The sequence below is a fragment of the Histophilus somni genome (genome assembly GCF_014202395.1).
GTDB classification, from domain to species: domain Bacteria; phylum Pseudomonadota; class Gammaproteobacteria; order Enterobacterales; family Pasteurellaceae; genus Histophilus; species Histophilus somni.
Window position 1 is genome coordinate 41,496 of the sequence record NZ_JACHGQ010000007.1, and the last position, 23,097, is coordinate 64,592.

Below are 23,097 nucleotides of genomic sequence, written 5' to 3' on the forward strand. Positions count from 1 at the left end.
CTCATGAAGAAAATTGCTTTTACACCGGAACGCCGAAAATTTTTAAGAGATACCGTCCGAACCTGTGGCGGACTTGCCGGATTAGGCGTATTACTTGGCTTACAACAACATCAAAGTCTGGCTAGACAGGGTGTGGCATTACGTCCGCCCGGTGCTTTGGCTAATGACCAAGATTTTACAGCGGCTTGTATTCGTTGCGGTCAATGTGTACAGGCTTGTCCTTATAAAATGCTGCATTTAGCCTCATTATTATCTTCCATAGAGGCTGGAACTCCCTATTTTATTGCGAGAGAGAAGGCTTGTGAAATGTGTGAGGATATTCCTTGTGTTAAGGCTTGTCCGAGCGGTGCATTGGATAATCAACTTGATGATATTAGTAAAGCAACAATGGGATTAGCCGTTTTGCTTGATCACGAAACCTGTTTAAACTGGCAGGGTTTACGTTGTGATGTTTGTTATCGTGTTTGCCCTTTAATTGATAAAGCGATTACGTTGGAAACTCATCGCAATGAGAGAACAGGAAAGCATGCTGTGTTTATTCCAACTGTTCACTCCAATGCTTGTACAGGATGTGGTAAATGTGAAGAGGCTTGTGTATTGGAAGAAGCCGCTATCAAGGTTCTTCCTAATACATTAGCAAAAGGTATGTTGGGAGAACATTATCGTTTGGGCTGGCAAGAGAAAGATAAAGTAGGGCATTCTCTTGCACCAAAAGACTTAATATCCTTACCAATTCGTCAACCGGAGAGTAAATAATGGCAAATTCTCCTAAACACAGCGGTAAAGAATCAAGAGAAAAATTAGGTTTTTGGCGTGCAAACCGGTTCCTCATTTTACGTCGAGTAACTCAATTCAGCATTCTCACCATGTTCTTGAGCGGACCTTATTTAAACTTTTGGATTCTAAAGGGTAATTATAGTGGTGGTTTATTATTCGACACTATCCCATTAACCGATCCGCTTATTGTCGCCGAAAGCCTTGCAACAGGTTATTTACCGAACAGTTCAACGATTATTGGAACAATTATTGTTGTATCAATATATGCTTTACTTGGTAGCAAAGTTTTTTGTGGCTGGGTTTGTCCTCTTAATGTTGTAACGGATTGTGCCGCTTGGTTACGTCGAAAATTAGGTATTCGTCAAAGTGCCAAACTTCCTCGTGGCTTGCGTTATGGTATTTTGCTGATGATTTTAATGGGGAGTGCAGTAAGTGGCGTATTGTTATGGGAATGGATAAATCCTGTTTCCGCTTTGGGACGTGCGTTAATTTATGGGGTTGGTGCAACAACTTTGTTGATATTGGCAGTTTTCTTATTTGACTTATTTATTGTGGAACATGGCTGGTGCGGTCATCTTTGTCCTATTGGTGCAATTTATGGTGTGATTGGGGCAAAAAGTTTATTGCGTATTAAAGTAGTTGAGCAACAAAAATGTGATCACTGTATGGATTGTTACCATATTTGTCCGGAGCCGCAAGTTTTACGTGCACCGCTACACGGTAAAAATAATGAAAGTCGGTTTGTACTTTCAAAAGATTGTATCAGTTGCGGACGTTGTATTGATGTCTGTGCTGAAAAAGTATTTATATTTAGCAATAGATTTAATTATTCTGGGAGTGATCAAAAATGATGAAAAAAACACTATTATTTATTACCGCACTTTTTGTGTCTTCTGCTTTTGCAACGCAGAAAGTGGGAAAAAACTACCAAGATGCTGTTGAAAATGTGCCAGCTGCATTTCATAACCATATAAAAGAAAGTACAACGCCCGCATTAAACTATGTAAATCAACCACCTATGATCCCGCATAGCGTTGCAAATTATCAAGTAACAAAAAATACAAACCAGTGTTTAAATTGCCATAGTCCGGAAAACTCGAGAATTACCGGAGCAACAAGAATTAGTCCAACGCATTTTACAGATCGTGACGGCAATGTTACCGGTCAAACTGCACCACGACGCTATTTCTGTTTACATTGCCACGTATCGCAAGCAGATGTTGCTCCTATTGTGCCAAATGAATTTAAGCCAATGAAAGGCTATGGTAACTAGATGAGGATAGATGTATGGCAAATGAAAAATCAAATATCATCGTTCGTTTAAGTAAAAGCGGTTGGAAATGGTTTAGGAAGCCAAGTCGTGCTGTCAGTGTATTGATTTTATTATCATTTATTGCAGGTATTATTTTTTGGGGAGGGTTTAACACCGCATTTGAATACACGAATACGGAAGAATTTTGTTCCAGTTGTCATATGAATGACGTTGTACCTGAATATCGTCATTCTGTTCACTATATGAATCGCAGTGGAGTAAAAGCCGACTGTGCCGACTGTCATTTACCGCACGAATTTATTCCGAAATGGACACGTAAAATCGGAGCGGCAAAAGAAGTTTATGCGTATATTACAGGCAAGGTAGATACCAAAGAGAAATTTGAGGCACATCGCTTAGAAATGGCACAACGTGAATGGGCTAGAATGAAAGCCAATGACTCACAAGAATGTCGTCATTGCCATAATTTCAATGATATGGATACTACTCAGCAAAAAAATGTCGCACAAAAAATGCACAGAATGGCACAAGAACAAGGAAAAACCTGTATTGATTGTCATAAAGGTATTGCTCACCAATTACCGAATATGAAAGACGTGCAATCCGGTTTTTTACCTGAGCAATAGTGAAAAAATTGACCGCACGTTGAGTTGCACCTCCAACGTTGGATACATCCGACTGATTGAGGTGCAACATTGTGACTATTTGATTTTAAATTATTTATCCTAATGCAACTCTCGCATTTTGGAATAAACGCATCCAAGCCCCGTCTTCTTGCCAATTTTCAGGATACCAAGAATTGTTTACTGCTCTAAATACACGCTCAGGGTGTGGCATCATAATAGCGACTCGTCCGTTGGAATTAGAAAGTGCGGTAATTCCCTCCACAGATCCGTTCGGATTTGCCGGATACATTTCTGTCGGATTTAACTGACTATCGATATATTGTGCAGCAATCAAATTCTGTGCTTTTAATGCTTGCAACTGCTGATCATGCTTAAATTCAATTCGTCCTTCACCATGAGAAACCGCAATCGGCATATGTGATCCCGACATTCCGTTAAACCATACGGAATGAGTATCGTTAATGCGAACCATTGCAACACGAGCTTCAAAACGTTCTGATTTATTTCGTACAAATCGTCCCCAGTTTTCCGTACCGGGTATAATTTCTGCTAAATTGGATAACATTTGACAACCGTTACAAACACCTAAGGCTAATGTGTCCTGACGATGGAAAAATGCACTGAATTGATCACGAAGTGCAGTGTTAAACAGAATAGATTTAGCCCAACCGCCACCGGCTCCCAAGACATCGCCATAAGAAAATCCACCGCAAGCAACGAGTGCGTTGAAATCCTGAAGATGATGACGTCCTTTTTGCAAATCATTCATATGAACATCAATGGCATTAAATCCGGCACGATCAAAAGCTGCCGCCATTTCATAATGGCTGTTTACCCCTTGTTCACGTAAAATAGCAATACGAGGTTTTGTTCCTTTTTGGATATAAGGTGCGGTGATTTTTTCATTTAGATCATAGGTCAAATAAGCGGAAAGTCCTTTATCATTCGGATCTTTTTTCATCTCAAATTCTTGATCGGCACAATCCGGATTATCACGTAAACGTTGCATTTGATGTGTTAATTCAGCCCAAATCCCACGTAATACGGAACGTTTTTCACTCAATAAGACTCTGGTACTGCGAGTAATCTCGATATGATCATCTGCGGTAACAATACCGAGTTCTTTGGTTAAATGAATTAATCCATGTTCGGTCAATACGGCACGCACCGCTTTAAGGTCACTTTCTTTGACTTGAATTACGGCACCTAATTCTTCATTGAATAAAACACCGAGATCATTGTCACCCAATGCACTGATGTCTATGGAAATACCGCAATGACCGGCAAAAGCCATTTCCGCAAGCGTAACAATCAAACCACCGTCCGAACGATCATGATAGGCCAGCAATTTCTCTTGTTTCACGAGAGCTTGCATTGCATTAAAAAAGCCTTTCAGCAAAGACACATTTACTACATCTGCCGGTACATCGCCCAATTGCTTATACACTTGAGCAAGTGCGGTTGCACCTAAACGATTTTTTCCCTCACCTAAATCAATTAATAGTAATCGGCTATCTCCTTTGTCCATACGTAATTGAGGTGTAACCGTCTTACGCACATCTTCTACACGAGCAAACGCACTGATAATTACGGAAAGCGGTGCGGTTACGGATTTTTGATATCCTTCTTCCTGCCAAGTGGTTTTCATAGACATGGAATCTTTTCCAACCGGAATGGTTAAACCTAATTGAGGGCATAATTCCTCACCGATTGCTTTTACAGCCTCATAAAGTCCGGCATCTTCGCCGCCATGACCTGCGGCAGCCATCCAGTTAGCGGATAATTTAATCCGTCTAATATCGCCGATATCCGTTGCGGCAATATTGGTAATGCTTTCTGCGACAGCTAAACGTGCAGAGGCGGCAAAATCCAACAAGGCAACAGGAGTTCGTTCTCCGATAGACATTGCTTCACCGTGATAACTGTCTAAACTTGCTGTTGTTACCGCACAATCCGCCACAGGTACTTGCCACGGACCGACCATTTGATCCCGTGCTACCATACCTGTTACTGAGCGGTCGCCGATAGTGATTAAAAATGTTTTCTCTGCTACGGCAGGTAACCGCAATACCCTGAACAATGCTTCTTTAATTTGGATCATAGACTGATCCAATTGGGGATTATTGACTTTTGCGGATTTCACATTACGTATCATTTTAGGGGTTTTACCTAACAAGATGTTCATTGGTAAATCAATAGGATTGTTATTAAAATGGCTATCTTGCAAAGTTAACTGCTGTTGTTCCGTTGCCTCACCAATCACCGCAAAAGATGCTCGCTCACGCTGACAAATCGCTTCAAAGAGCGGTAATTTTTCTGGTGAAACGGCTAAAACATAACGTTCTTGTGATTCATTGCACCAAATTTCTAACGGCGACATTCCTTTTTCATCGCATAAAATTTTTCGCAACTCGAATCGACCACCTCGACCACCATCATGAACTAATTCAGGCATCGCATTAGATAACCCGCCGGCACCGACATCATGAATAAAAAGAATGGGGTTTTCTGAACCTAATTGCCAACAACGGTCTATTACTTCCTGACAGCGACGCTCCATTTCCGGATTATCCCGTTGTACAGAAGCAAAATCCAAATCTTCTTTTGACTTTCCTGATGCCATAGACGAGGCTGCACCACCGCCCAGACCAATATTCATTGCCGCTCCGCCTAACACAATTAATTTCGCACCAACAGGAATTTCGCCTTTTTGCACATGTTCATGACGAATATTACCTATCCCGCCTGCCAGCATAATCGGCTTATGATAGCCCCGCACTTCTTCGCCGTTAAAACTGTTGACTTTTTCTTCATAAGTACGGAAATAACCCAATAAAGCAGGACGCCCGAATTCATTATTGAAAGCAGCACCGCCAAGCGGACCTTCAATCATAATATCCAGTGCGGAGGCAATACGGCTCGGTTTACTCAACGCATTTTCCCAAGGTTGCGGAAAATTCGGAATACAAAGATTAGACACGGAGAAACCGACTAAACCGGCTTTCGGTTTTGCACCACGTCCCGTGGCTCCCTCATCACGAATTTCGCCACCTGAACCGGTTGCAGCTCCGGGGAAAGGCGAAATGGCGGTAGGGTGATTATGGGTTTCCACTTTCATCAAAATATGCGTGTCTTCTTGATGATAACGATATTGCCCGTCTTGGTCAGGGAAAAAGCGTCCGACTTTTGAACCTTCCATCACCGCAGCATTATCTTTATAAGCTGACAATACATAATCAGGCGTTTTCTCAAAGGTGTTTTTAATCATTTTAAACAGCGATTTATCCTGTTTTTTTCCATCAATAATCCAATCTGCATTAAAAATCTTATGACGACAATGTTCTGAGTTCGCTTGTGCAAACATATAAAGTTCAACATCCGTAGGATTGCGACCGAGTGCGGTGAAATTTTCCACTAAATAATCAATTTCATCTTTTGCTAATGCCAATCCTAAAGTAACATTCGCCTTTTCCAATGCAACATGCCCACCGGTTAAAATATCTACCGTGGTGAAAGGTTTTGGGTCATGCTGTTCAAATAAAACAGCTGCTTCTTGTGGAGAACGGACAATACTTTCCATCATAGGGTCGTAGATACGGAATACTAATTGTTGTTCTTCTTCAGCCGTTAAAGTGCGGTTAAATTTGAAATAATAAGCGATACCACGTTCCAGACGAAGTACCTTATTTAAATCACAATTATGTGCAATATCAGTTGCTTTTGATGCCCAAGAAGAAATCGTACCTATACGTGGAATCACCACAAAACATTCCCCATAAGGCTCTTGCGATTTCTGAGTCGGACCATAACGCAAAAGCTCCTCTAATTTTTCTCTTTCTATCTCAGTTAATGCTTCACTTAAATGGGCAAAATGCAAAAACTCTGCATAACAAGACACAATGGGTAAATTATCTTGCTGAAAACCACTGAATAACTGATTTAAACGAAAATTGGATAATGCGGGCGTACCACGAAAAATGTGTAACATAGAAAAGATCCATCAAAAAAATAAAAAACGACCACATTATAAAGGAATTTTTATCGGAACGAAAACGTTTGCCTAATGCAATTTTCAAAAAATAGTTAATAAAAAGCTGATAACTGAAATGATCTGCACCCCAAAAGTTGGACTAAACAACTAACTGATGAAGGTGCAGATTTTTTTAGGATTAATTTTTTGGTAAATATCTCATTGGATCTACTGATTGACCTTTATAACGAATTTCAAAATGGAGTTTGATTGTGTTTGTTCCAGAACTTCCCATTTTAGCAATTTGTTGACCCGCTTTAACTTCTTGCTGATCTTTGACGAGTATAGTTTCATTATGTGCATAAGCACTTAAATAACTGTCATTATGTTTAATAATAATTAAATTACCATATCCACGTAAAGCGTCTCCGGCATATACAACTCGTCCAGCAGCAGCTGCATTAACAGCTTGTCCACGAGAACCGCTAATATCAATACCTTTATTGCCTCCATCAGCACTGGAAAATCCTTGAATAATTTTTCCATTTGTTGGCCAAATCCAAGCTATATTTGAGGTGGCTGGAGGTGTTTTATTGATTGGCATTGTTGAATGTGTTGGTGTAGCAACGGGGTTCATTTGTTCATTTGTTGGTTTATTAGCATTCCATGTCTCATTGACTGTATTTTGTGTCACCTCTGATTCATTTATTGTCTGTGTTGGTATCATATTGCTATCGGGAATATTATTTGCAATTTTCAATATTTGTCCAATACTCAGATGATATGGCTCAGACATATTATTTAGTGTGGCCAATTCTTTTATATCCATGCCTGAAATATAAGCAATAAGAAACATGGTATCGCCTTTGCGTACTTTGTAAGTATCACCTTTGTAAAAACCCTTATCAATTTTGCTATAAACAGGCACATTAGTTTTAGGATCTCTTGGAATTTCAAAATTTTGTAGAGCCTGTTTTTTTGCTATCGATTCTGTTTTTTGTTGATTTTGTTGAATGATTTCAGGTTGATAAGTGGAATTTGTTGCTTTCGGCACTCTCATACTTTCGGGCATCTTTTGTTGAATAACTTGAGGTTCCCAAGCGGTTGAGTTTGTACCATTAATCGGTTTGATAATACTTGGTGCTAAATCCTTAGCATTTTCTACCGGAGCCGGAGTGTGTGAACTACAAGCAGCTAGTACAGTGATACTAATAGATAAAGGTAAAAATTTTTTCATGTAAATTCTCCGTTACTTTATATTCATTTTTTATCTTAGATTATTTCAAGACAAGATATACAACTATAGCAATAATGACAACTGACCAACCGATAAATTCAATAGATTGACGTAATTTCGCAGCAAATTTTTTTCCGCTCCAAGCCGCTAAATGGGTAACGAGCAAAAATCTTGCAATACGAGAAATAAAGGCAGTAAGTAAGAAAGGCAAAAATGCCATTTGCATGACGCCTGCACAAATCGTAAAAATTTTATAAGGAATAGGTGAAAAACCTGCAACGAAAACTACCCAAATACCCCATTCTTTGAACCAAGAAAGAGCAGTTTCCCAATGTTGTTGATAACCCCATTGTTGAATATAACTTTGTATGAAATCAAAAGCGTAATAACCTAATCCATAACCAATTGCCCCACCAATGGCTGAAGCCATTGCTGCATAAAATGCAAATTTAGTAGCACATTTAGGTTTATTTATTGACATCGGAATAAGCATGACATCAGGTGGTATCGGGAAGAAAATAGCCTCAATAAAACTAACAAAAGTTAGCCAAAATGTAGCAAAACGGTGATTTGCCCATTGCATAGTTTTATCATATAGCGTACCGAAAATTTTCATGTTTTATTCCTTCGATGAAAAGATTATCGTTATTCCTTATCTAACCATTGTTGTAAAGCTGTCATTGAATGATATGCCGTCATATCCGTTTGAATGGGTGTAATTGACACATAGCCGTTTTTAACGGCATGGAAGTCCGTTCCTTCCGATTCATTTTCTGCCAGTCCTATTGGTCCAATCCAATAAATCTCTTCACCTCTTGGATCTTTTTGTTTGATAATATCCGCTGCAGCTGCACGATACCCAAGATGACAAACTTTAATACCTTTTATTTCTGAATAGGGGAGATCCGGCACATTAATATTAATAATTTCTCGGCTTTTTAATAATCGTCCATATAGTTTAGGAATAAGTTGACTCACAATTATTGCTGCACTTTCATAATGTTGTCGTCCATCTAAAGAAACTGCGATTGCAGGTAAGCTTAAATGGCGCCCTTCCAGTGCAGCTGCAACAGTTCCCGAATAAATAACGTCATCACCTAAATTGACTCCTGCATTAATACCTGAAACGACAAGGTCGATCTGACCGGATAAAAAACCGTTGAGTGCTAAATGTACACAATCTGCGGGAGTGCCATTGATACTATAATCACCATTATCCAATTTCATTGGTCGTAAAGGCTCAACGAGTGTGAGTGAGCTTGAAGCGGCACTACGATTACGGTCTGGTGCAACAACAGTGACTTGTGCAAATTTACGTAATTCTTTAGCAAGAGTTTTGATTCCCTCTGCCTGTATGCCATCATCATTAGAAAGCAGAATATGCATATTGTTTCCTATGTTTTAAATTATTATTCATTAATATTAACCAGTTCTCTTACGAGGGCTGTCGCATAACTTCCTGCTGGTAAATAAAAAGTCAGTTTTAATCCCTCAGGTATAAATGACCAGCTTAAGTGTTGAGCTTGCATAAGTATTGGACGACGTGCCGATTTCATTTTTTCCTGGTGCATTAAGTACAGGAGTTCTTGATGTTTAGCGATAATTTCATTTTCTACATCACTGGCAATTTGTACGTTTTCACCAATTAATGGTGCAGTGATTTGAATATCCTGTTGTGCTAAACGTTGTTGTAATAAATTAAAATCTTCTTTTTGATCAGCATGGAACCAACTGTGTGAGCCGGATAACTGCAAAATATCATTTACTAAGATTTTATGGTGTAGACCTTGTTGAATACGAGCGGATACAATCAAGTTAAAAATTTCACTACGAGCAGCGGAGAGATAAAAACTACGCTTTTTGCGATCTTTAACTTTAATTTCACCTTTAGCCCAGCGTAAAGCCTGAGTTAAATTGTGTCCATCTCGTCCGAAACGTTGCTCGGTAAAATAATTTGGGAACCCATTTTTCTTGATATTTTCTAACCGCACTTTGAGATCTGCATCTTCTTGTGCTTCACGCAGTAAAATTTCAAAATGGTTTCCGTCTAAGCTTCCTGTGCGAATTTTTCGATTGTGACGTGTTACCTCAAGGATTTCCACACCATCAAGTTGAAATTGATTAAAGTCAGGTGTGGGTTGCCCCGGCATCTGTAAACAAAACCATTGTTCTGTAATCGCTTTACGATCTTTGAGTCCTGCATATCCCATATTTTTAGCAGGTATACCGGCAAATTGTGCCAATTTCTCTGCAACAAATAAAGTATTGCAGTCTGTTTTGCGTACCTTAACAGCAACAAATTCGCCATCACCGGACATTTCATAGCCCAGTTGTTCTTTCACAACAAAATCAGCACAGTGTGTTTTTAAAAGTGCGGTCTGTTTTGGCATTGTTTGTAAATAAGCGAGTTCGTTCATTACTTTGTGCCATTTTGTTTTATTAATAGGGCAACAGCTTCACAAGCAATGCCTTCACCACGTCCGGTGAAACCTAATTTTTCTGTTGTAGTTGCTTTTACATTAACCTGTTCAATATCACAATGTAAGTCCTGTGCAATCACAGTACGCATTGAGTCAATATATGGACGCATCTTGGGAGCCTGTGCAATGATAGTTATATCAACATTACCGACTTGATAGCCTTTGTCTAAAATTGCTTGGTAGGCTGTTCTTAATAACCTGCGACTATCAGCACCTTTATATTGTATATCAGTATCTGGGAATAATTTTCCTATATCTCCTAAAGCCATTGCACCCAGTAAAGCATCTGTTAATGCGTGTAATGCCACGTCGCCATCACTATGTGCAACTAAACCTTTTTCATAAGGGATAGCGACACCTCCAATGATAATAGGACCTTCACCACCAAAGGCATGTACATCAAAGCCATGACCAATTCTTATCATATTTTTTCCTAATTAATGCTCTTTTTTCATAATTTGTTGGATTTCAGCCATCATTTCTTGGTCGACATCTAAGGCTATTTGAATTAATTCTTTATTTTCAAAGCGAGAGAGTTTTGGATCATAAACCTCTGCCATCAGTTTCACGCTATGACAATCTTTTCTAAAATACACATCACCAATTTCTGCCACTATATCTTCGTTCATACCTAAAGAGAGTAAGGCTTGTTTACTTGTTCTTAATGCCGAATCAAAGGTTTCACGAATTTGAATATTGGCACCTGCACCATACAGATTGTAAACATGAATACGGTCGTGAGCACGTGCAATAATTTTAATTTGTGGGTTCATTTTACGAGCTTGCTCAACAATTTGTAGAGTTTGTTCGCTGTTATCAATTGCTACAATCAATAATTCGGCATTTTCGACACCGGCAGCATGTAATAGCTCAGGACGAGCAGCATCTCCATAGTAGCATTTAATGCCTAATTTTTTCATACCGGCAATTAGGTTTGCGTCTTTATCAATAATAGTTGGGTGGTGCCCTGTCATCACTAACATTCTATTTACAACCTGTCCAAAACGTCCCAGACCAATTAGTATAGTTGGATGTTGTTCATCAATATGATCCGCTTTTCTTTCCGGTTGAGTCGGTTTGAGACGAGGAATAATGTATTTCTTTTGAGCAATAATAAAGAGCGGTGTTAAAATCATTGAAAGTACAACAATGGCTGTCATATTCGCTTGCATTTCTTTACTAATCACATTTTGGCTGGCTGCTGAAGAAAATAATACAAAGGCGAATTCCCCACCCTGTGCCATAATAAATGCTCGGTCAATAGAATTAGCATTACCGGTTTTTGTGATTAAAGCGATTAAATAAATTATAAATCCTTTCACTAACATGAAAACTAGTACACCAAAAATAATTAAGAACCAATTTTCAGCAACGACGGAAAGGTCGAGTGACATACCGACACCTAGAAAGAACAAGCCTAATAGCAACCCTCTGAAAGGCTCAATATCAGCTTCGAGTTGATGACGAAAACTGGATTCTGAAAGTAGCACTCCGGCTAAAAAAGCACCCATAGCCATAGAGAATCCCCCCTCTTCCATAAGTAAAGCAGAGCCTAGAACAACGAGAAGAGCGGCTGCAGTCATTACTTCTCGAGTTTTGGTTTTAGCTAAAATTTTGAACAATGGATTTAAGAGCCAAAGTCCGGCGGCAACTAAAACAGCGAAAGCACCGCCGGATATAGCAATTTTATGCCAAAGCGGATCAGTTGAAGTAACTTTATCCGGTGATAAAAAAGCCACAAAAGCAAGTAATGGAACAATGAGTAAATCTTCAAAGAGTAAAATCGAAATAATACGCTGTCCTCTTGGAGAGGTCAGATCATTACGCTCACTCAGTTCTTGCATTACAATTGCAGTAGAGGTCAATACAAAACCGGAGGCGGCAACAAAAGCAACTTTCCAATCAAAGCCAAATAAAGTAGCAATATAAGTTAAAGCACTGGTACAAAGGGTAATTTGAAATGCACCTAAGAGAAAGATATGGTTACGTAGTCCCCAGATATGAGAGGGTTTCATTTCGAGTCCAATGATGAATAAAAACATCACCACACCTAATTCTGCTATATGGATTATTCCCTCTGGATCTGTAAAGAGACCGAACCCAAAGGGACCAATAACTAAACCGGCGGCTAAATAGCCCAATACTGAACCTAGTCCTAAGCGTTTGAATAGAGGAACCGCAACTACGGCCGCCGCTAAAAGCGTAACAACGCTAACAAGTGGGTTTGCCCCTTCTGCTACCATAATAATTACCTTTGTTTTCTAGTTAAAAAAAATTCTGCCAATGCCAAGTCTTCAGGACGTGTTACTTTAATATTATCACTATGACCTGCTACTAAGTGCGGTCTAAATCCGGCAAGTTCCATCGCTAATGCTTCATCTGTGACGATAATACCTCGTTTTGCTGCTTGCTCTAGAGCGTGTTGCAATAAGTGTACAGGGAAAAATTGCGGTGTTTGTGCCAACCATAATTGATTACGGTCTTCTGTACATTGAATTTGCAATACTGAATTTGATCGTTTAATAGTATCTACCGCAGGAATAGCTAAAATAGCACCATTTTGATCTTCAACTTGTAGTAATGTATCTAAATCTTCATTGCGTAAACAAGGACGTGCTGCATCATGAACAAGTACCCAGGCTTTTTTATTTTTAATGTGACGTAGGCCGTTTAGCACGGATTCCGCACGATTCTTTCCGCCAATAACCATATTGATACGAGGATTTCGCAATAACTCAATATCAATTAAATAAGGATCATTTTCAGCGACAGATAAAACAATTTGGCTAATTTTTTCGCAACTCAAAAAAATACTTAATGTATGCTCTAAAATTGTTTTGCCCAGTATCTTTAAATATTGTTTTGGGCGATCTGCTTGCATACGGCAACCAATGCCAGCAGCAGGTATTATAGCAACAATTTCTCTATCCATTTATCTATTCTTATTTTTTACTATACGATAAAAAACTTCATTTTGCTTGATCATTTCATGTTCCATTCTGGCTCTTTCCTCGATTGCTTCTATACCATTCTTCAGATCCTGAATTTCAGCAAAAATAGTTTGATTACGTTGTGACAGCTTTTTGTTTTCTTGTTTACGTTGGATAATTTCTGCTTTGATATCTTGATAATCGAGATAGCCATTTTTTCCAAACCAAAAATCATACTGAAACATAACTAACAAAGCGAAAAGACTTAAAATAAATAAACGCATTTTTATCTCTTATTTTTCATACCAAATTTTATTTATGTACAAAGAAACTATACCTGAGGGAGTGGCTACTTTGATTTCGTCATCGACTTCTTTGCCAATTAATGCTCGTGCTACAGGGCTATCAATGGAGATCCAATTCTTTGCGGGATCAAATTCATCACAACCTACAATGCGATATTGTTTTTCCTCTCCTTGCTCATCTTCTAAGGCAACCCATGCACCAAAAAAGACTTTACCTTCTTGCTTTGGGTTATAGTCCACGATTTGCAATACTTCCAAACGTTTCATTAGAAAACGAACTCGGCGATCAATTTCTCTTAAACGACGCTTGCCGTAAATATATTCTGCATTTTCACTACGATCACCCAAGGCGGCTGCATCGGAAACAGCTTGCGTGATTTTAGGTCGTTCGTCTTTCCATAAATATTTTAGCTCTTGATCTAGAATATTCCAGCCGGAACGAGTGATATAATTAGATTTAGGCATTGTATCTTTCCTTTCAAAGAGAGCAAAATTGTAACATAAGATCAATAATAAATATGTGAAGAATAGTTAAAATTACAGTTAATTTTACAATTTTTTCCAATAATTGTTTGAACTATTACGTTAAACTCAGTATGCTACCGCGAATTTTTTAAACAGAATATAATAGAAATAGAGACAAGATGTTAAATCAACAAATCGCCGGTATTATTGCGAAAGAACTAACTGTTCTGCCAAGTCAAATTTTATCGGCTATCCAATTATTAGATGATGGCAATACAATTCCTTTCATTGCTCGTTATCGTAAAGAAATGACCGGTGGATTAGATGATACCCAATTACGTCATTTTGAAACACGTTTAATTTATTTACGTGAGTTAGAAGATCGTCGCCAAACGATTCTCAACTCTATTGAAGAACAAGGGAAATTGACAGATGAATTGCGTAGTCAAATTGAACAAACGCAAAGTAAAACTGAATTAGAAGATCTTTATTTACCGTATAAACCGAAACGTCGCACGAAAGGGCAAATCGCAATTGAGGCAGGAATTGAACCTTTAGCTGATTTGCTTTGGAATGCACCTGAGAATGAACCGGAAATCGTTGCGGCAGATTATATCAATGCGGAACAAGGGTTTGCGGATATAAAATCTGTGCTTGATGGTGCTCGTTATATTTTAATGGAGCGTTTTGCCGAAGATGCACAATTGTTAGCGAAAATCCGCCAATATTTACAGAAAAGTGCGGTACTGGTTTCCAATGTTTTAGAAGGCAAAGAGGCTGAGGGAGAAAAGTTCCGAGATTATTTTGAACATCAGGAATTACTCCGCAATGTTCCTTCTCATCGTGCTTTAGCTATGTTCCGAGGGCGTAATGAAGGCTTTTTGCAATTAAGGTTGAATGCGGATCCTGAGCAAGAAGAAGGTGTTCGTCATAGTTATTGTGAAGAAATTATTCGAGAGCATTTGGGTATTCATTTAACTCAGCAACCAGCGGATAAGTGGCGTGAGCAGGTTATCTCGTGGACTTGGCGGATTAAAATCTCTTTACATCTTGAAACTGAACTGATGAGCAGTTTACGTGAGAAAGCTGAAGATGAGGCAATTGATGTTTTTGCCCAAAATCTAACTTCATTATTAATGGCAGCACCTGCCGGAGCGAAAAATACTATGGGGCTAGATCCCGGTTTAAGGACAGGTGTAAAAGTCGCTGTTGTTGATAATACGGGAAAATTAGTGGCAACAGAGATAGTTTATCCACATACCGGACAAATGAATACGGCAATGTCAGTTATTTATCAATTAATTAAGCAACATAATGTTGAGTTAATTGCCATTGGTAACGGCACAGCTTCAAGAGAAACTGAACGATTTGCTAAAGATGTTATTAAGAAAATTGAGCAAAATAAACCACAAACAGTTGTGGTCAGTGAAGCAGGTGCATCTGTTTATTCCGCATCAGAATTGGCGGCACAAGAGTTTCCTGAACTGGATGTGTCTTTGCGAGGTGCAGTTTCTATTGCTCGCCGTTTACAAGATCCACTGGCGGAGTTAGTGAAAATTGAACCGAAAGCAATTGGCGTTGGGCAATATCAACATGATGTAAACCAAACTCAGCTTGCTCGTAAGCTAGATGCGGTAGTAGAAGATTGTGTAAATGCCGTTGGGGTTGATTTAAATACGGCATCAGCACCTTTACTTGCTAGAGTTGCGGGTATGACTAAACATCTTGCACAAAATATTGTGGCATATCGTGATGAAAATGGGCGTTTTGAAAGCCGTAATCAGTTAAAAAAAGTACCGCGTTTGGGTCCCAAAGCCTTTGAACAATGTGCCGGTTTTATGCGTATTGCACAAGGTAAAAATCCGCTTGATGCCTCCGGTGTTCACCCTGAGGCTTATCCTGTTGTTGAAAAGATTTTACAGGCTACGGAAAAATCTATTCAAGATTTAATGGGAAATGTGAGTGCTGTTCGACAATTAGATGCAAAACAATTTACTGATGAGCAATTTGGAATGCCAACAGTTTTAGACATTTTCAAAGAGTTGGAAAAACCCGGAAGGGATCCTCGAGGTCAATTTAAAACGGCAGTATTTATGGACGGTGTTGAAGAAATCACTGACTTAAAAGCAGGTATGATTTTAGAAGGATCTGTAACTAACGTAACGAATTTTGGGGCATTTGTTGATATCGGTGTGCATCAAGACGGTTTAGTTCATATTTCATCTCTTTCCGACAAATTTGTGGAGAACCCTCATGAAGTTGTGAAAACAGGCGATATTGTGAAAGTCAAAGTGTTGGAAGTTGATGTTGCCCGTAAGCGTATTGGACTAACCATGCGTTTAGATGAGAATCCGCCCAAAACCGACCGCACTTCAGTCAAAACGACCTCAGTCCATGTAAAAGAAGTGAATAAAAATCGGAAAAGTAGCAATAATGTTATGGGAAATGCGTTTGCCGATGCGTTAAAAAATTGGAAAAAATAGTTTTAGTACAGGGTATTTGGGTATTAAGTTATGATGGGTTTAATTGTATAACACAGGAAATTTTATATGAATAAAAACACTTTTTTTGTAGGCTTTATGCTGTTTGCTATCTTTTTTGGTGCAGGGAACTTAATTTTTCCTCCCAAGTTGGGATTTGATAGCGGATCTGAATTTATTCCTTCTATTTTAGGCTTTGTATTAACAGGGGTTGGCTTACCGCTATTGGGCATCGTTGTTAGTGCATTTTATAATGGGGGATACAAAGAGGCACTTAAACAAATTCATCCTGCATTTTCATTAATTTTTTTAATTGCGATTTATTTATCTATCGGCCCTTTTTTTGCCGGACCAAGAACCGGTGCAACAGCTTACGAATTTGTGATTCTACCTTTTATGGGGGAAGCAACATCAATTTCTAAACTGGTATTCTTTGCGGTCTATTTTTCATTGACTTTATGGCTAAGTTTAAATCCGACGAAATTAGTCGATCGTATCGGCTCTATTTTAACGCCTATTTTATTGGTAGCGATTATCGCATTAGTTATCCGTTCTGTTTTTTTATTAAGCGGACATGATATTCCAAGTGTAACGGTGAATACATCAGGTAGCTTTTTTAATGGCGTGATTGAGGGCTACTTTACTATGGATGCCCTAGCATCCGTTGCTTTTTCTGTGGTTGTGTTAAATGCTATACGAAATAAAACCGACCTAAGTGTTTCATTAAAACAGCAAACAATTTTTGCTGCATTTATTGCTGCCATTGCCTTGGGTTTAATTTATGTAGCATTAGGATGGATTGGTAACAATATTTCAATTAATGCGGATGTATTAGCTGATTTGCAAGCGAAAAAACAAGACCTTGGTACTTACATTCTAAACGATGTAACTACATTAGCTTTTGGTGAGTTAGGTCGTACGTTGTTAGGAATTATCGTTTCTCTTGCTTGTTTAACAACTGCGGTAGGATTAGCGGTTGCTGTGAGCGAATATTTTAATGAGATTTATCCGAAGATTTCTTACAAAACCTATGTTGTTTTATTTTGTTTAGTGAGTTTTGTAATTGCAAATTTAGGCTTAAAAGAAGTTATTAGTTTATCATTACCTGTATTGCTAATCCTTTATCCTATTGCAATGACAGTGATTTTGTTGCTTTTTGTTAATATTATTTTCCCGACGCCAATTTTAGCTCATCGCTTATCTTTAGGATTGGTGACTGTCGTGTCTGTTTTATCGGTATTTGGGGTTGGAAAAATTGAGTTTATCGAGCAACTTCCACTAAAACCTTACTCTATGGAATGGCTACCTTTTGCATTGGTTGGATTTATTTTAGGATGTTTTTTACACATATTCTTCAGTAAAGAAAAATCAGTGTTAAAAAGATAAGATATAAAAATGAGGGCATATTCAATGCCCTTATTTTCTAGTAGTAAGAGTGTTCACCCCGCTGGTGTTCAGTTACGTCTTTTACACCTGTCAATTCATCGGCAAACATTGCTAATAATTGTTTTTCAATGCCGTCTTTTAGGGTGACATCTACCATTGAACAGCCATTACACCCCCCGCCAAATTGTAAAATAGCCTTGCCATCTTTGGTAATTTCAATCAAGGTAATATGCCCGCCATGTCCTGCCAATTGAGGATTGATTTGCGTTTGGATAGCATATTCCACACGTTCAATCAATGGTGCATCATCAGCTACTTTACGCATTTTAGCATTAGGTGCTTTTAAGGTTAATTGAGACCCCATTTCTTCAGTTATATAATCAATTTCAGCATCTTCTAAAAAAGGGAAACTGACTTCATCTATGAAAGCAGAAAACTCACTGTATTTTATTTCATGATCTGTTGTTTCTACGGCATTTTTAGGGCAATAAGACACACCGCATTCTGCATTAGGAGAGCCTGGATTAACGACAAAAATTCGGATATTTGTACCTTCTTCTTGTTGATCTAAAAGACGACGAAAATGTGCTTGTGCAGCCTCTGAAATGGTAATTTGCATAAATTAATATTCCTAGCAATACTTGAGTAAAATTATCAGGAATGATACTCCTAGACCGCTCTTTTTTCCAGTAATATTACTTAGTTTTTATGTTAAGTTTTTGCCAGTCCCCATACATGAATAACGTTAATTCCTGCTTGTTTTAATAGTTTTGCTATTTCATTTAATGTTGAGCCTGTTGTAATAACATCATCAATTAAAGCGATGGAATGATATTGTTTTGCTCGCTTAATATTCACGCTAAAAGCGTTGTGTAAATTAGATCGTCTTGCTTTTTCATTTAGTCCTCGTTGCATTTTTGTGTATTTTTGGCGGACAACCAGTTTATTATCCAGTGGAATCGAAAGTTGGCGTGAAAGTTGTTTAGCAATTAAGTACGCTTGATTATACCCCCTGTACCATTGACGAAAATGATGTAACGGAACAGGAATGATGACTTCAGGCAAACTGAATAAATACTCTCTTCTTGCATCGTAAATTGCTAACAACATTAACTGTGCCAAAGTGCGGTCTAAATAATAGCGATTTTGAAATTTGAATTGATGAATAAGTGTGGATAAAGGTGGTTGGTAGCGTCCAATGACTACCATTTGTTGCCAATTCGGTGGTTGTTTTGCACAATTACCGCAAAACATCTGCCCTCTAAAGGCTTGATTTTTTGATAAAACAGCACCACAACGTCCACAATAATTTAAGCGAGAAATTTGCTTATCACATTGATAACACAAATAACGGTGTGCAAAATTTAACGGTTTTTGACAATGGACACAGCTAAAATTAAACCAGTTCACTTAAGTTATAACCTCCAGAGTGGAAAAAAGTGCAGTATTCCATTCAGGAAAATATAGATCAAAAGATTAGGGATAATTTCTCGATCTTAATCACAAAAATGCTAGAATTAGCCAAGCTAAACTAATCATTTTATGAAGGAAAATTTATGTCTTTAACTGACTATCGTGAAAAAATTAGCATGGTATTTTTTGATATTGACGAAACCTTATTTTCAAAAGAAAAAGATCATTTACCGGCAAGCACTTATTTTGCATTAAAATCTTTGCGTGAAAAAGGTGTTTTGGTAGGTATTGCGACAGGGCGTGCACGCTGTACTTTTCCTGCCAAAATCAATCAAATGATTGATGAATTAGGGATTGATATTTTTGTTACTGCCAATGGGCAACATGTTGAGTATCAGGGGCGGACATTAGCTCGTTATGCAATTGACAAAAATAAATTGTACAAACTGGTTGAGTTTTTTGATCAATATGGCATTGATTATGTTCAAGTAGCGAACACCGAGATTAAAATTTCCAGCCTCAATCCAATACTCACTGATGCTTTTAATCCAATTAGTACGAATTATCAAGTAGATCCTCGTTATTTTGAACGGCATGATGTATTACAAATTTTGTCATTCTATGAGGATAAAAGCTACGATGAATTAATTGCTCAATCTAATATTTTAGAAGGGTTAAAAACAGTGCGTTGGCATCCTAATTCAGTGGATATATTTGATAAAGACGGTTCAAAAGCACGGGGAATCCAAGTTGTTGTTGAGCATTTAGGGTTGAATATGGAAAATGTGATGGCATTTGGTGATGGGCTTAATGACATAGAAATGCTAAGTGCGGTCGGTGTTGGCGTTGCTATGGGAAATGGTCATGAATTGTTAAAACAACAAGCGAATTATGTTACTGATCATATTGAAGAAAATGGCATTTATAATTTTTTACATAAAGTTGGTTTGGTGTAATTTTAACAAGGTTAAATAACTTATAGGTCGCTTTTTATTTTCTCGGCATCATTATCCTCAGTAAGAATTCACCGCACTTTTCTATTAGCTATGATAAACTTATTGCCCTTTTAGGTTGATGATGAGTGTTTATGAAGAAAATTTTATTCATTGTATTGTTGTTTTTGTGTGGTGCAGGCGGTAGCGTTTTTTGGGCATATTGGCAAATAACTGACTTTGTAAAACAACCTGTTAAAGTCAAAGAAGAGCAACTTTTAACTGTTGTGCGAGGAACGACCGGCAATAAATTGGCAATATTATTAGAAAATGAAGGGTTAATCGAAAATGGGAAATGGTTGCCTTGGCTGCTTAAATTAAAACCCGAATTGAATAAAATTAAAGCCGGTACTTATTCCCTCGTTAATGTAGAAAATATTCAAGATCTTCTTGATGTACTTAATCAGGGCAAAGAGGTGCAATTTAATTTGCAATTGATTGAAGGGCAACGTTTTAAAACTTGGCGTAAAATTTTAGAAAATGCACCGCACTTGCGGCAAACATTACAAGGAAAATCGGAGAAAGAGATTTTTACTTTGCTGGAGTTACCGGCTTATTCAAAAGCTGTTTATGAATGGAAAACGATTGATGGTTGGTTATATCCGGATACTTATAGTTACACGCCTAACTCTAGCGATTTGGCACTGTTAAAACGTGCGGCTTCCCGTACCATAAAAGCGTTGGAGCGAGCTTGGCAACAAAGAAATGTAAATTTGCCATTGAAAAATCCCTATGAAATGTTAATTCTTGCTTCTATTGTGGAAAAGGAAACAGCATTGACTGAGGAGAGAGCGAAAGTAGCGGGTGTTTTTGTGAATCGTTTAAATAAGCAAATGAAATTACAAACAGATCCAACGGTGATCTATGGTATGGGTGATGATTATAAAGGTAATATTCGGAAAAAAGATTTATTGACACCAACCCCTTATAATACCTATGTGATTGATGGTTTACCGCCGACGCCGATTGCTATGGTAAGCGAGGAAAGTTTACAGGCTGTTGCTAAACCGGAACAGCATGATTATTTATATTTTGTCGCAGATGGAAGCGGTGGACACAAGTTTAGTAAAACATTGGCAGAACATAACCGTGCTGTGCAAGAATATTTGCGTTGGTACCGTTCTCAATCAAAATAGTGAAATAAAATGAAAACAGGAAAGTTTATTGTTATTGAAGGCTTAGAAGGTGCAGGTAAAAGTAGTACACATCAAGTTGTGGTAAATACATTGAAGGAGTTTGGTATTCATGAAGTTGTTTTTACTCGGGAGCCTGGCGGAACGCCTTTAGCGGAAAAATTACGTTATCTTATTAAACATGAAGCCGAGGAACTTGTCACGGCTAAAGCAGAATTGCTCATGTTGTATGCTGCTCGAGTTCAGCTCGTAGAGAATGTTATAAAGCCGGCTTTAGCAAGAGGCAAATGGGTAGTGGGAGATCGTCATGATTTATCTTCACAGGCTTATCAAGGAGGCGGTCGAGGTTTGGATCGGCATTTGATGACAACGTTAAAAAATGCTGTGTTGGGCGATTTTAAGCCCGATTTTACGTTGTATCTTGATATTGAACCAGAAATTGGTTTAGCAAGAGCAAAAGGAAGAGGGGAATTAGATCGTATTGAACAACAAAATTTAGATTTTTTTCACCGTACTCGAGCAAGGTATTTACAGTTAGTGCAACAAGATCCTAATGCAGTGCTAATTAATGCGGGGCAACCTATTGAGCTTGTGCAGCAAGATATTCGTAAAGCTGTGCAAAAATTTATTGAAGAAAATGTGTAATTTATATCCTTGGTTACAACCTTATTATCAACGAATTATCCAACCTTTTTTACAAGAGAAAGGGCATCATGCTTTGTTATTTAAAGCTGAACAAGGAATAGGTATCGAGCAATTGATTGAAAATATCGCAGGTTGGTTAATGTGCCGGCAAAAAGATGCCCTACAATCTTGCCGACAATGCCAAAGTTGTGCATTATTCAGAGCAGGAAATCATCCTGATTTTTATCGACTTGAATCTCTTGACAATAAGGATATTGGTGTCGAGCAAGTGCGAGAAATGAATGAAAAAGTTAGTCAGTTTGCAAAACAAGGCGGAAATAAAGTTGTGTTTATTAGTCAAGCTGAACGTTTAACTGAAAGTGCGGCGAATGCGTTACTAAAAACGTTGGAAGAGCCTAGACCGCATACTTATTTTTTATTACAAATGGACTTTTCGGCTGGGTTGTTAGCGACAATTTATAGTCGTTGTCAAGCTTGGGTTATTAATACGCCAACAGAGCAACAAGGTCTTGTATGGTTGCAACAGCAGCGTCAGGAAAAAATCGCAGATTTACAAACCGCACTTTGTATTAATTATAATCGTCCATTGCTGGCATTGGATTGTTTGGAAAAGGGGTTATTAGAACAACGAACGACATTTTTACGTCAGTTTTGGTTGTTTTATATTCGACGTTCTCCCTTGGAGTTATTACCGCACTTTACGAAAGAAAATGTTTTATTACAACTGGACTGGATGAGTGCATTTTTACATGATGCACTCAAAGAAAAATTAGGTGTTCGGCAAGGTTGGATCAGCCAAGATTTAGCTCGTGGCATTTTGCAATTTAATGAAAAGCAAAATGTGGAAGAGTTGTTAAAAGCAATTCAAATTATCCAAAAAATGCGTTTGAATCTAACGCAAATCAATGGGGTTAACCAAGAGTTAATTTTATTAGAGGGATTGACTCGTTTGGTAACCGATGTATTTGAAAGGAAAGAATAGGAA

General features: G+C 38.2%; 21 protein-coding genes and 1 pseudogene. 10 read left to right on the forward strand and 12 right to left on the reverse strand.

All coding sequences use genetic code 11. The annotated features are described in order from the left end of the window. Window positions 1-3 precede the first annotated feature (3 nt). The 4 genes from napG to HNR69_RS05820 are packed head-to-tail and all read left to right on the forward strand — an operon-like array spanning window position 4 to window position 2,676. Window positions 4-756: a ferredoxin-type protein NapG gene (gene napG, locus HNR69_RS05805; RefSeq protein WP_075294443.1), complete on the forward strand. Its 753-nt coding sequence runs from the start codon at window positions 4-6 to the stop codon at window positions 754-756. Further along, on the forward strand, window positions 756-1,628 hold the full coding sequence (napH, locus tag HNR69_RS05810) for a quinol dehydrogenase ferredoxin subunit NapH (protein WP_075294444.1): 873 nt from the start codon (window positions 756-758) through the stop codon (window positions 1,626-1,628). Before napG ends, napH begins: the two co-directional genes overlap by 1 nt. Further along, the gene (locus HNR69_RS05815) at window positions 1,628-2,050 is read left to right on the forward strand and encodes a nitrate reductase cytochrome c-type subunit (protein ID WP_011609656.1); all 423 of its coding nucleotides are present in this window, start codon (window positions 1,628-1,630) and stop codon (window positions 2,048-2,050) included. Before napH ends, HNR69_RS05815 begins: the two co-directional genes overlap by 1 nt. Window positions 2,051-2,064: 14 nt before the next feature. Continuing rightward, window positions 2,065-2,676, forward strand: a complete 612-nt coding sequence (locus tag HNR69_RS05820) for a NapC/NirT family cytochrome c (protein WP_012341333.1) — start codon at window positions 2,065-2,067, stop codon at window positions 2,674-2,676. Window positions 2,677-2,770: 94 nt separating this feature from the next. Here the strand turns inward: HNR69_RS05820 and purL are convergent, their stop codons facing one another. From purL to greB, 10 genes are all read right to left on the reverse strand, one after another. Continuing rightward, window positions 2,771-6,664, reverse strand: a complete 3,894-nt coding sequence (purL, locus tag HNR69_RS05825) for a phosphoribosylformylglycinamidine synthase (protein ID WP_075319822.1) — start codon at window positions 6,662-6,664, stop codon at window positions 2,771-2,773. A gap of 181 nt (window positions 6,665-6,845) precedes the next feature. Further along, complete coding sequence (locus tag HNR69_RS05830; RefSeq protein ID WP_075294446.1) at window positions 6,846-7,883, reverse strand: peptidoglycan DD-metalloendopeptidase family protein; 1,038 nt, start codon at window positions 7,881-7,883, stop codon at window positions 6,846-6,848. A gap of 40 nt (window positions 7,884-7,923) precedes the next feature. Further along, on the reverse strand, window positions 7,924-8,499 hold the full coding sequence (locus HNR69_RS05835; protein ID WP_011609652.1) for a YqaA family protein: 576 nt from the start codon (window positions 8,497-8,499) through the stop codon (window positions 7,924-7,926). Between the two features lie 29 nt (window positions 8,500-8,528). Further along, window positions 8,529-9,269 carry a 5'/3'-nucleotidase SurE gene (gene surE, locus HNR69_RS05840; RefSeq protein ID WP_011609651.1) on the reverse strand — a complete coding sequence of 247 codons (741 nt, stop codon included), beginning with the start codon at window positions 9,267-9,269 and terminating at the stop codon, window positions 8,529-8,531. Window positions 9,270-9,292: 23 nt separating this feature from the next. After that, window positions 9,293-10,300, reverse strand: a complete 1,008-nt coding sequence (truD, locus tag HNR69_RS05845) for a tRNA pseudouridine(13) synthase TruD (protein WP_075294448.1) — start codon at window positions 10,298-10,300, stop codon at window positions 9,293-9,295. Beyond that, on the reverse strand, window positions 10,300-10,788 hold the full coding sequence (gene ispF / locus HNR69_RS05850) for a 2-C-methyl-D-erythritol 2,4-cyclodiphosphate synthase (protein ID WP_075294449.1): 489 nt from the start codon (window positions 10,786-10,788) through the stop codon (window positions 10,300-10,302). The genes truD and ispF overlap by 1 nt, the downstream gene beginning before the upstream one ends. Window positions 10,789-10,800: 12 nt before the next feature. Beyond that, window positions 10,801-12,606: a monovalent cation:proton antiporter-2 (CPA2) family protein gene (locus tag HNR69_RS05855; protein WP_136122269.1), complete on the reverse strand. Its 1,806-nt coding sequence runs from the start codon at window positions 12,604-12,606 to the stop codon at window positions 10,801-10,803. Between the two features lie 5 nt (window positions 12,607-12,611). Then, window positions 12,612-13,295 carry a 2-C-methyl-D-erythritol 4-phosphate cytidylyltransferase gene (ispD, locus tag HNR69_RS05860; protein WP_075294451.1) on the reverse strand — a complete coding sequence of 228 codons (684 nt, stop codon included), beginning with the start codon at window positions 13,293-13,295 and terminating at the stop codon, window positions 12,612-12,614. Then, on the reverse strand, window positions 13,296-13,577 hold the full coding sequence (gene ftsB / locus HNR69_RS05865; RefSeq protein WP_011609646.1) for a cell division protein FtsB: 282 nt from the start codon (window positions 13,575-13,577) through the stop codon (window positions 13,296-13,298). A 9-nt stretch (window positions 13,578-13,586) separates the two neighbouring features. Further along, complete coding sequence (gene greB, locus HNR69_RS05870) at window positions 13,587-14,063, reverse strand: transcription elongation factor GreB (RefSeq protein WP_011609645.1); 477 nt, start codon at window positions 14,061-14,063, stop codon at window positions 13,587-13,589. Between the two features lie 179 nt (window positions 14,064-14,242). Between greB and HNR69_RS05875 the strand changes: the two are divergent. Together HNR69_RS05875 and brnQ are read left to right on the forward strand one after the other, a co-directional pair. Beyond that, window positions 14,243-16,424, forward strand: a pseudogene (locus HNR69_RS05875) (Tex family protein); the annotation flags it as partial. A 188-nt stretch (window positions 16,425-16,612) separates the two neighbouring features. Beyond that, window positions 16,613-17,929 carry a branched-chain amino acid transport system II carrier protein gene (gene brnQ, locus HNR69_RS05880; RefSeq protein ID WP_075294453.1) on the forward strand — a complete coding sequence of 439 codons (1,317 nt, stop codon included), beginning with the start codon at window positions 16,613-16,615 and terminating at the stop codon, window positions 17,927-17,929. A gap of 37 nt (window positions 17,930-17,966) precedes the next feature. On the opposite strand, the gene nfuA is transcribed toward brnQ, so the two are convergent. Together nfuA and HNR69_RS05890 are read right to left on the reverse strand one after the other, a co-directional pair. Beyond that, complete coding sequence (gene nfuA, locus HNR69_RS05885) at window positions 17,967-18,548, reverse strand: Fe-S biogenesis protein NfuA (protein WP_011609642.1); 582 nt, start codon at window positions 18,546-18,548, stop codon at window positions 17,967-17,969. Window positions 18,549-18,640: 92 nt separating this feature from the next. Beyond that, the gene (locus HNR69_RS05890) at window positions 18,641-19,339 is read right to left on the reverse strand and encodes a ComF family protein (RefSeq protein ID WP_075294454.1); all 699 of its coding nucleotides are present in this window, start codon (window positions 19,337-19,339) and stop codon (window positions 18,641-18,643) included. Window positions 19,340-19,485: 146 nt separating this feature from the next. Between HNR69_RS05890 and HNR69_RS05895 the strand changes: the two genes are divergently transcribed. From HNR69_RS05895 to HNR69_RS05910, 4 genes are all read left to right on the forward strand, one after another. Further along, window positions 19,486-20,298: a Cof-type HAD-IIB family hydrolase gene (locus HNR69_RS05895; RefSeq protein WP_012341346.1), complete on the forward strand. Its 813-nt coding sequence runs from the start codon at window positions 19,486-19,488 to the stop codon at window positions 20,296-20,298. A 131-nt stretch (window positions 20,299-20,429) separates the two neighbouring features. Next, entirely contained in the window at window positions 20,430-21,470 is a 1,041-nt protein-coding gene (mltG, locus tag HNR69_RS05900) for an endolytic transglycosylase MltG (protein WP_075294456.1), read from the forward strand. A 9-nt stretch (window positions 21,471-21,479) separates the two neighbouring features. Continuing rightward, window positions 21,480-22,112 (forward strand): dTMP kinase, encoded by a 633-nt coding sequence (gene tmk, locus HNR69_RS05905; RefSeq protein ID WP_075294457.1) that lies wholly within the window; start codon window positions 21,480-21,482, stop codon window positions 22,110-22,112. Continuing rightward, complete coding sequence (locus tag HNR69_RS05910; RefSeq protein ID WP_075294458.1) at window positions 22,105-23,094, forward strand: DNA polymerase III subunit delta'; 990 nt, start codon at window positions 22,105-22,107, stop codon at window positions 23,092-23,094. The genes tmk and HNR69_RS05910 overlap by 8 nt, the downstream gene beginning before the upstream one ends. The last annotated feature ends 3 nt before the right edge of the window (window positions 23,095-23,097 follow it).

Coding starts and splice junctions, on each gene's coding strand:
- napG (WP_075294443.1), top strand. CDS start 4: ATGAAGAAAATTGCTTTTACACCGGAACGCCGAAAATTTTTAAGAGAT.
- napH (WP_075294444.1), top strand. CDS start 756: ATGGCAAATTCTCCTAAACACAGCGGTAAAGAATCAAGAGAAAAATTA.
- HNR69_RS05815 (WP_011609656.1), top strand. CDS start 1,628: ATGAAAAAAACACTATTATTTATTACCGCACTTTTTGTGTCTTCTGCT.
- HNR69_RS05820 (WP_012341333.1), top strand. CDS start 2,065: ATGGCAAATGAAAAATCAAATATCATCGTTCGTTTAAGTAAAAGCGGT.
- purL (WP_075319822.1), bottom strand. CDS start 6,664: ATGTTACACATTTTTCGTGGTACGCCCGCATTATCCAATTTTCGTTTA.
- HNR69_RS05830 (WP_075294446.1), bottom strand. CDS start 7,883: ATGAAAAAATTTTTACCTTTATCTATTAGTATCACTGTACTAGCTGCT.
- HNR69_RS05835 (WP_011609652.1), bottom strand. CDS start 8,499: ATGAAAATTTTCGGTACGCTATATGATAAAACTATGCAATGGGCAAAT.
- surE (WP_011609651.1), bottom strand. CDS start 9,269: ATGCATATTCTGCTTTCTAATGATGATGGCATACAGGCAGAGGGAATC.
- truD (WP_075294448.1), bottom strand. CDS start 10,300: ATGAACGAACTCGCTTATTTACAAACAATGCCAAAACAGACCGCACTT.
- ispF (WP_075294449.1), bottom strand. CDS start 10,788: ATGATAAGAATTGGTCATGGCTTTGATGTACATGCCTTTGGTGGTGAA.
- HNR69_RS05855 (WP_136122269.1), bottom strand. CDS start 12,606: ATGGTAGCAGAAGGGGCAAACCCACTTGTTAGCGTTGTTACGCTTTTA.
- ispD (WP_075294451.1), bottom strand. CDS start 13,295: ATGGATAGAGAAATTGTTGCTATAATACCTGCTGCTGGCATTGGTTGC.
- ftsB (WP_011609646.1), bottom strand. CDS start 13,577: ATGCGTTTATTTATTTTAAGTCTTTTCGCTTTGTTAGTTATGTTTCAG.
- greB (WP_011609645.1), bottom strand. CDS start 14,063: ATGCCTAAATCTAATTATATCACTCGTTCCGGCTGGAATATTCTAGAT.
- brnQ (WP_075294453.1), top strand. CDS start 16,613: ATGAATAAAAACACTTTTTTTGTAGGCTTTATGCTGTTTGCTATCTTT.
- nfuA (WP_011609642.1), bottom strand. CDS start 18,548: ATGCAAATTACCATTTCAGAGGCTGCACAAGCACATTTTCGTCGTCTT.
- HNR69_RS05895 (WP_012341346.1), top strand. CDS start 19,486: ATGTCTTTAACTGACTATCGTGAAAAAATTAGCATGGTATTTTTTGAT.
- mltG (WP_075294456.1), top strand. CDS start 20,430: ATGAAGAAAATTTTATTCATTGTATTGTTGTTTTTGTGTGGTGCAGGC.
- tmk (WP_075294457.1), top strand. CDS start 21,480: ATGAAAACAGGAAAGTTTATTGTTATTGAAGGCTTAGAAGGTGCAGGT.
- HNR69_RS05910 (WP_075294458.1), top strand. CDS start 22,105: ATGTGTAATTTATATCCTTGGTTACAACCTTATTATCAACGAATTATC.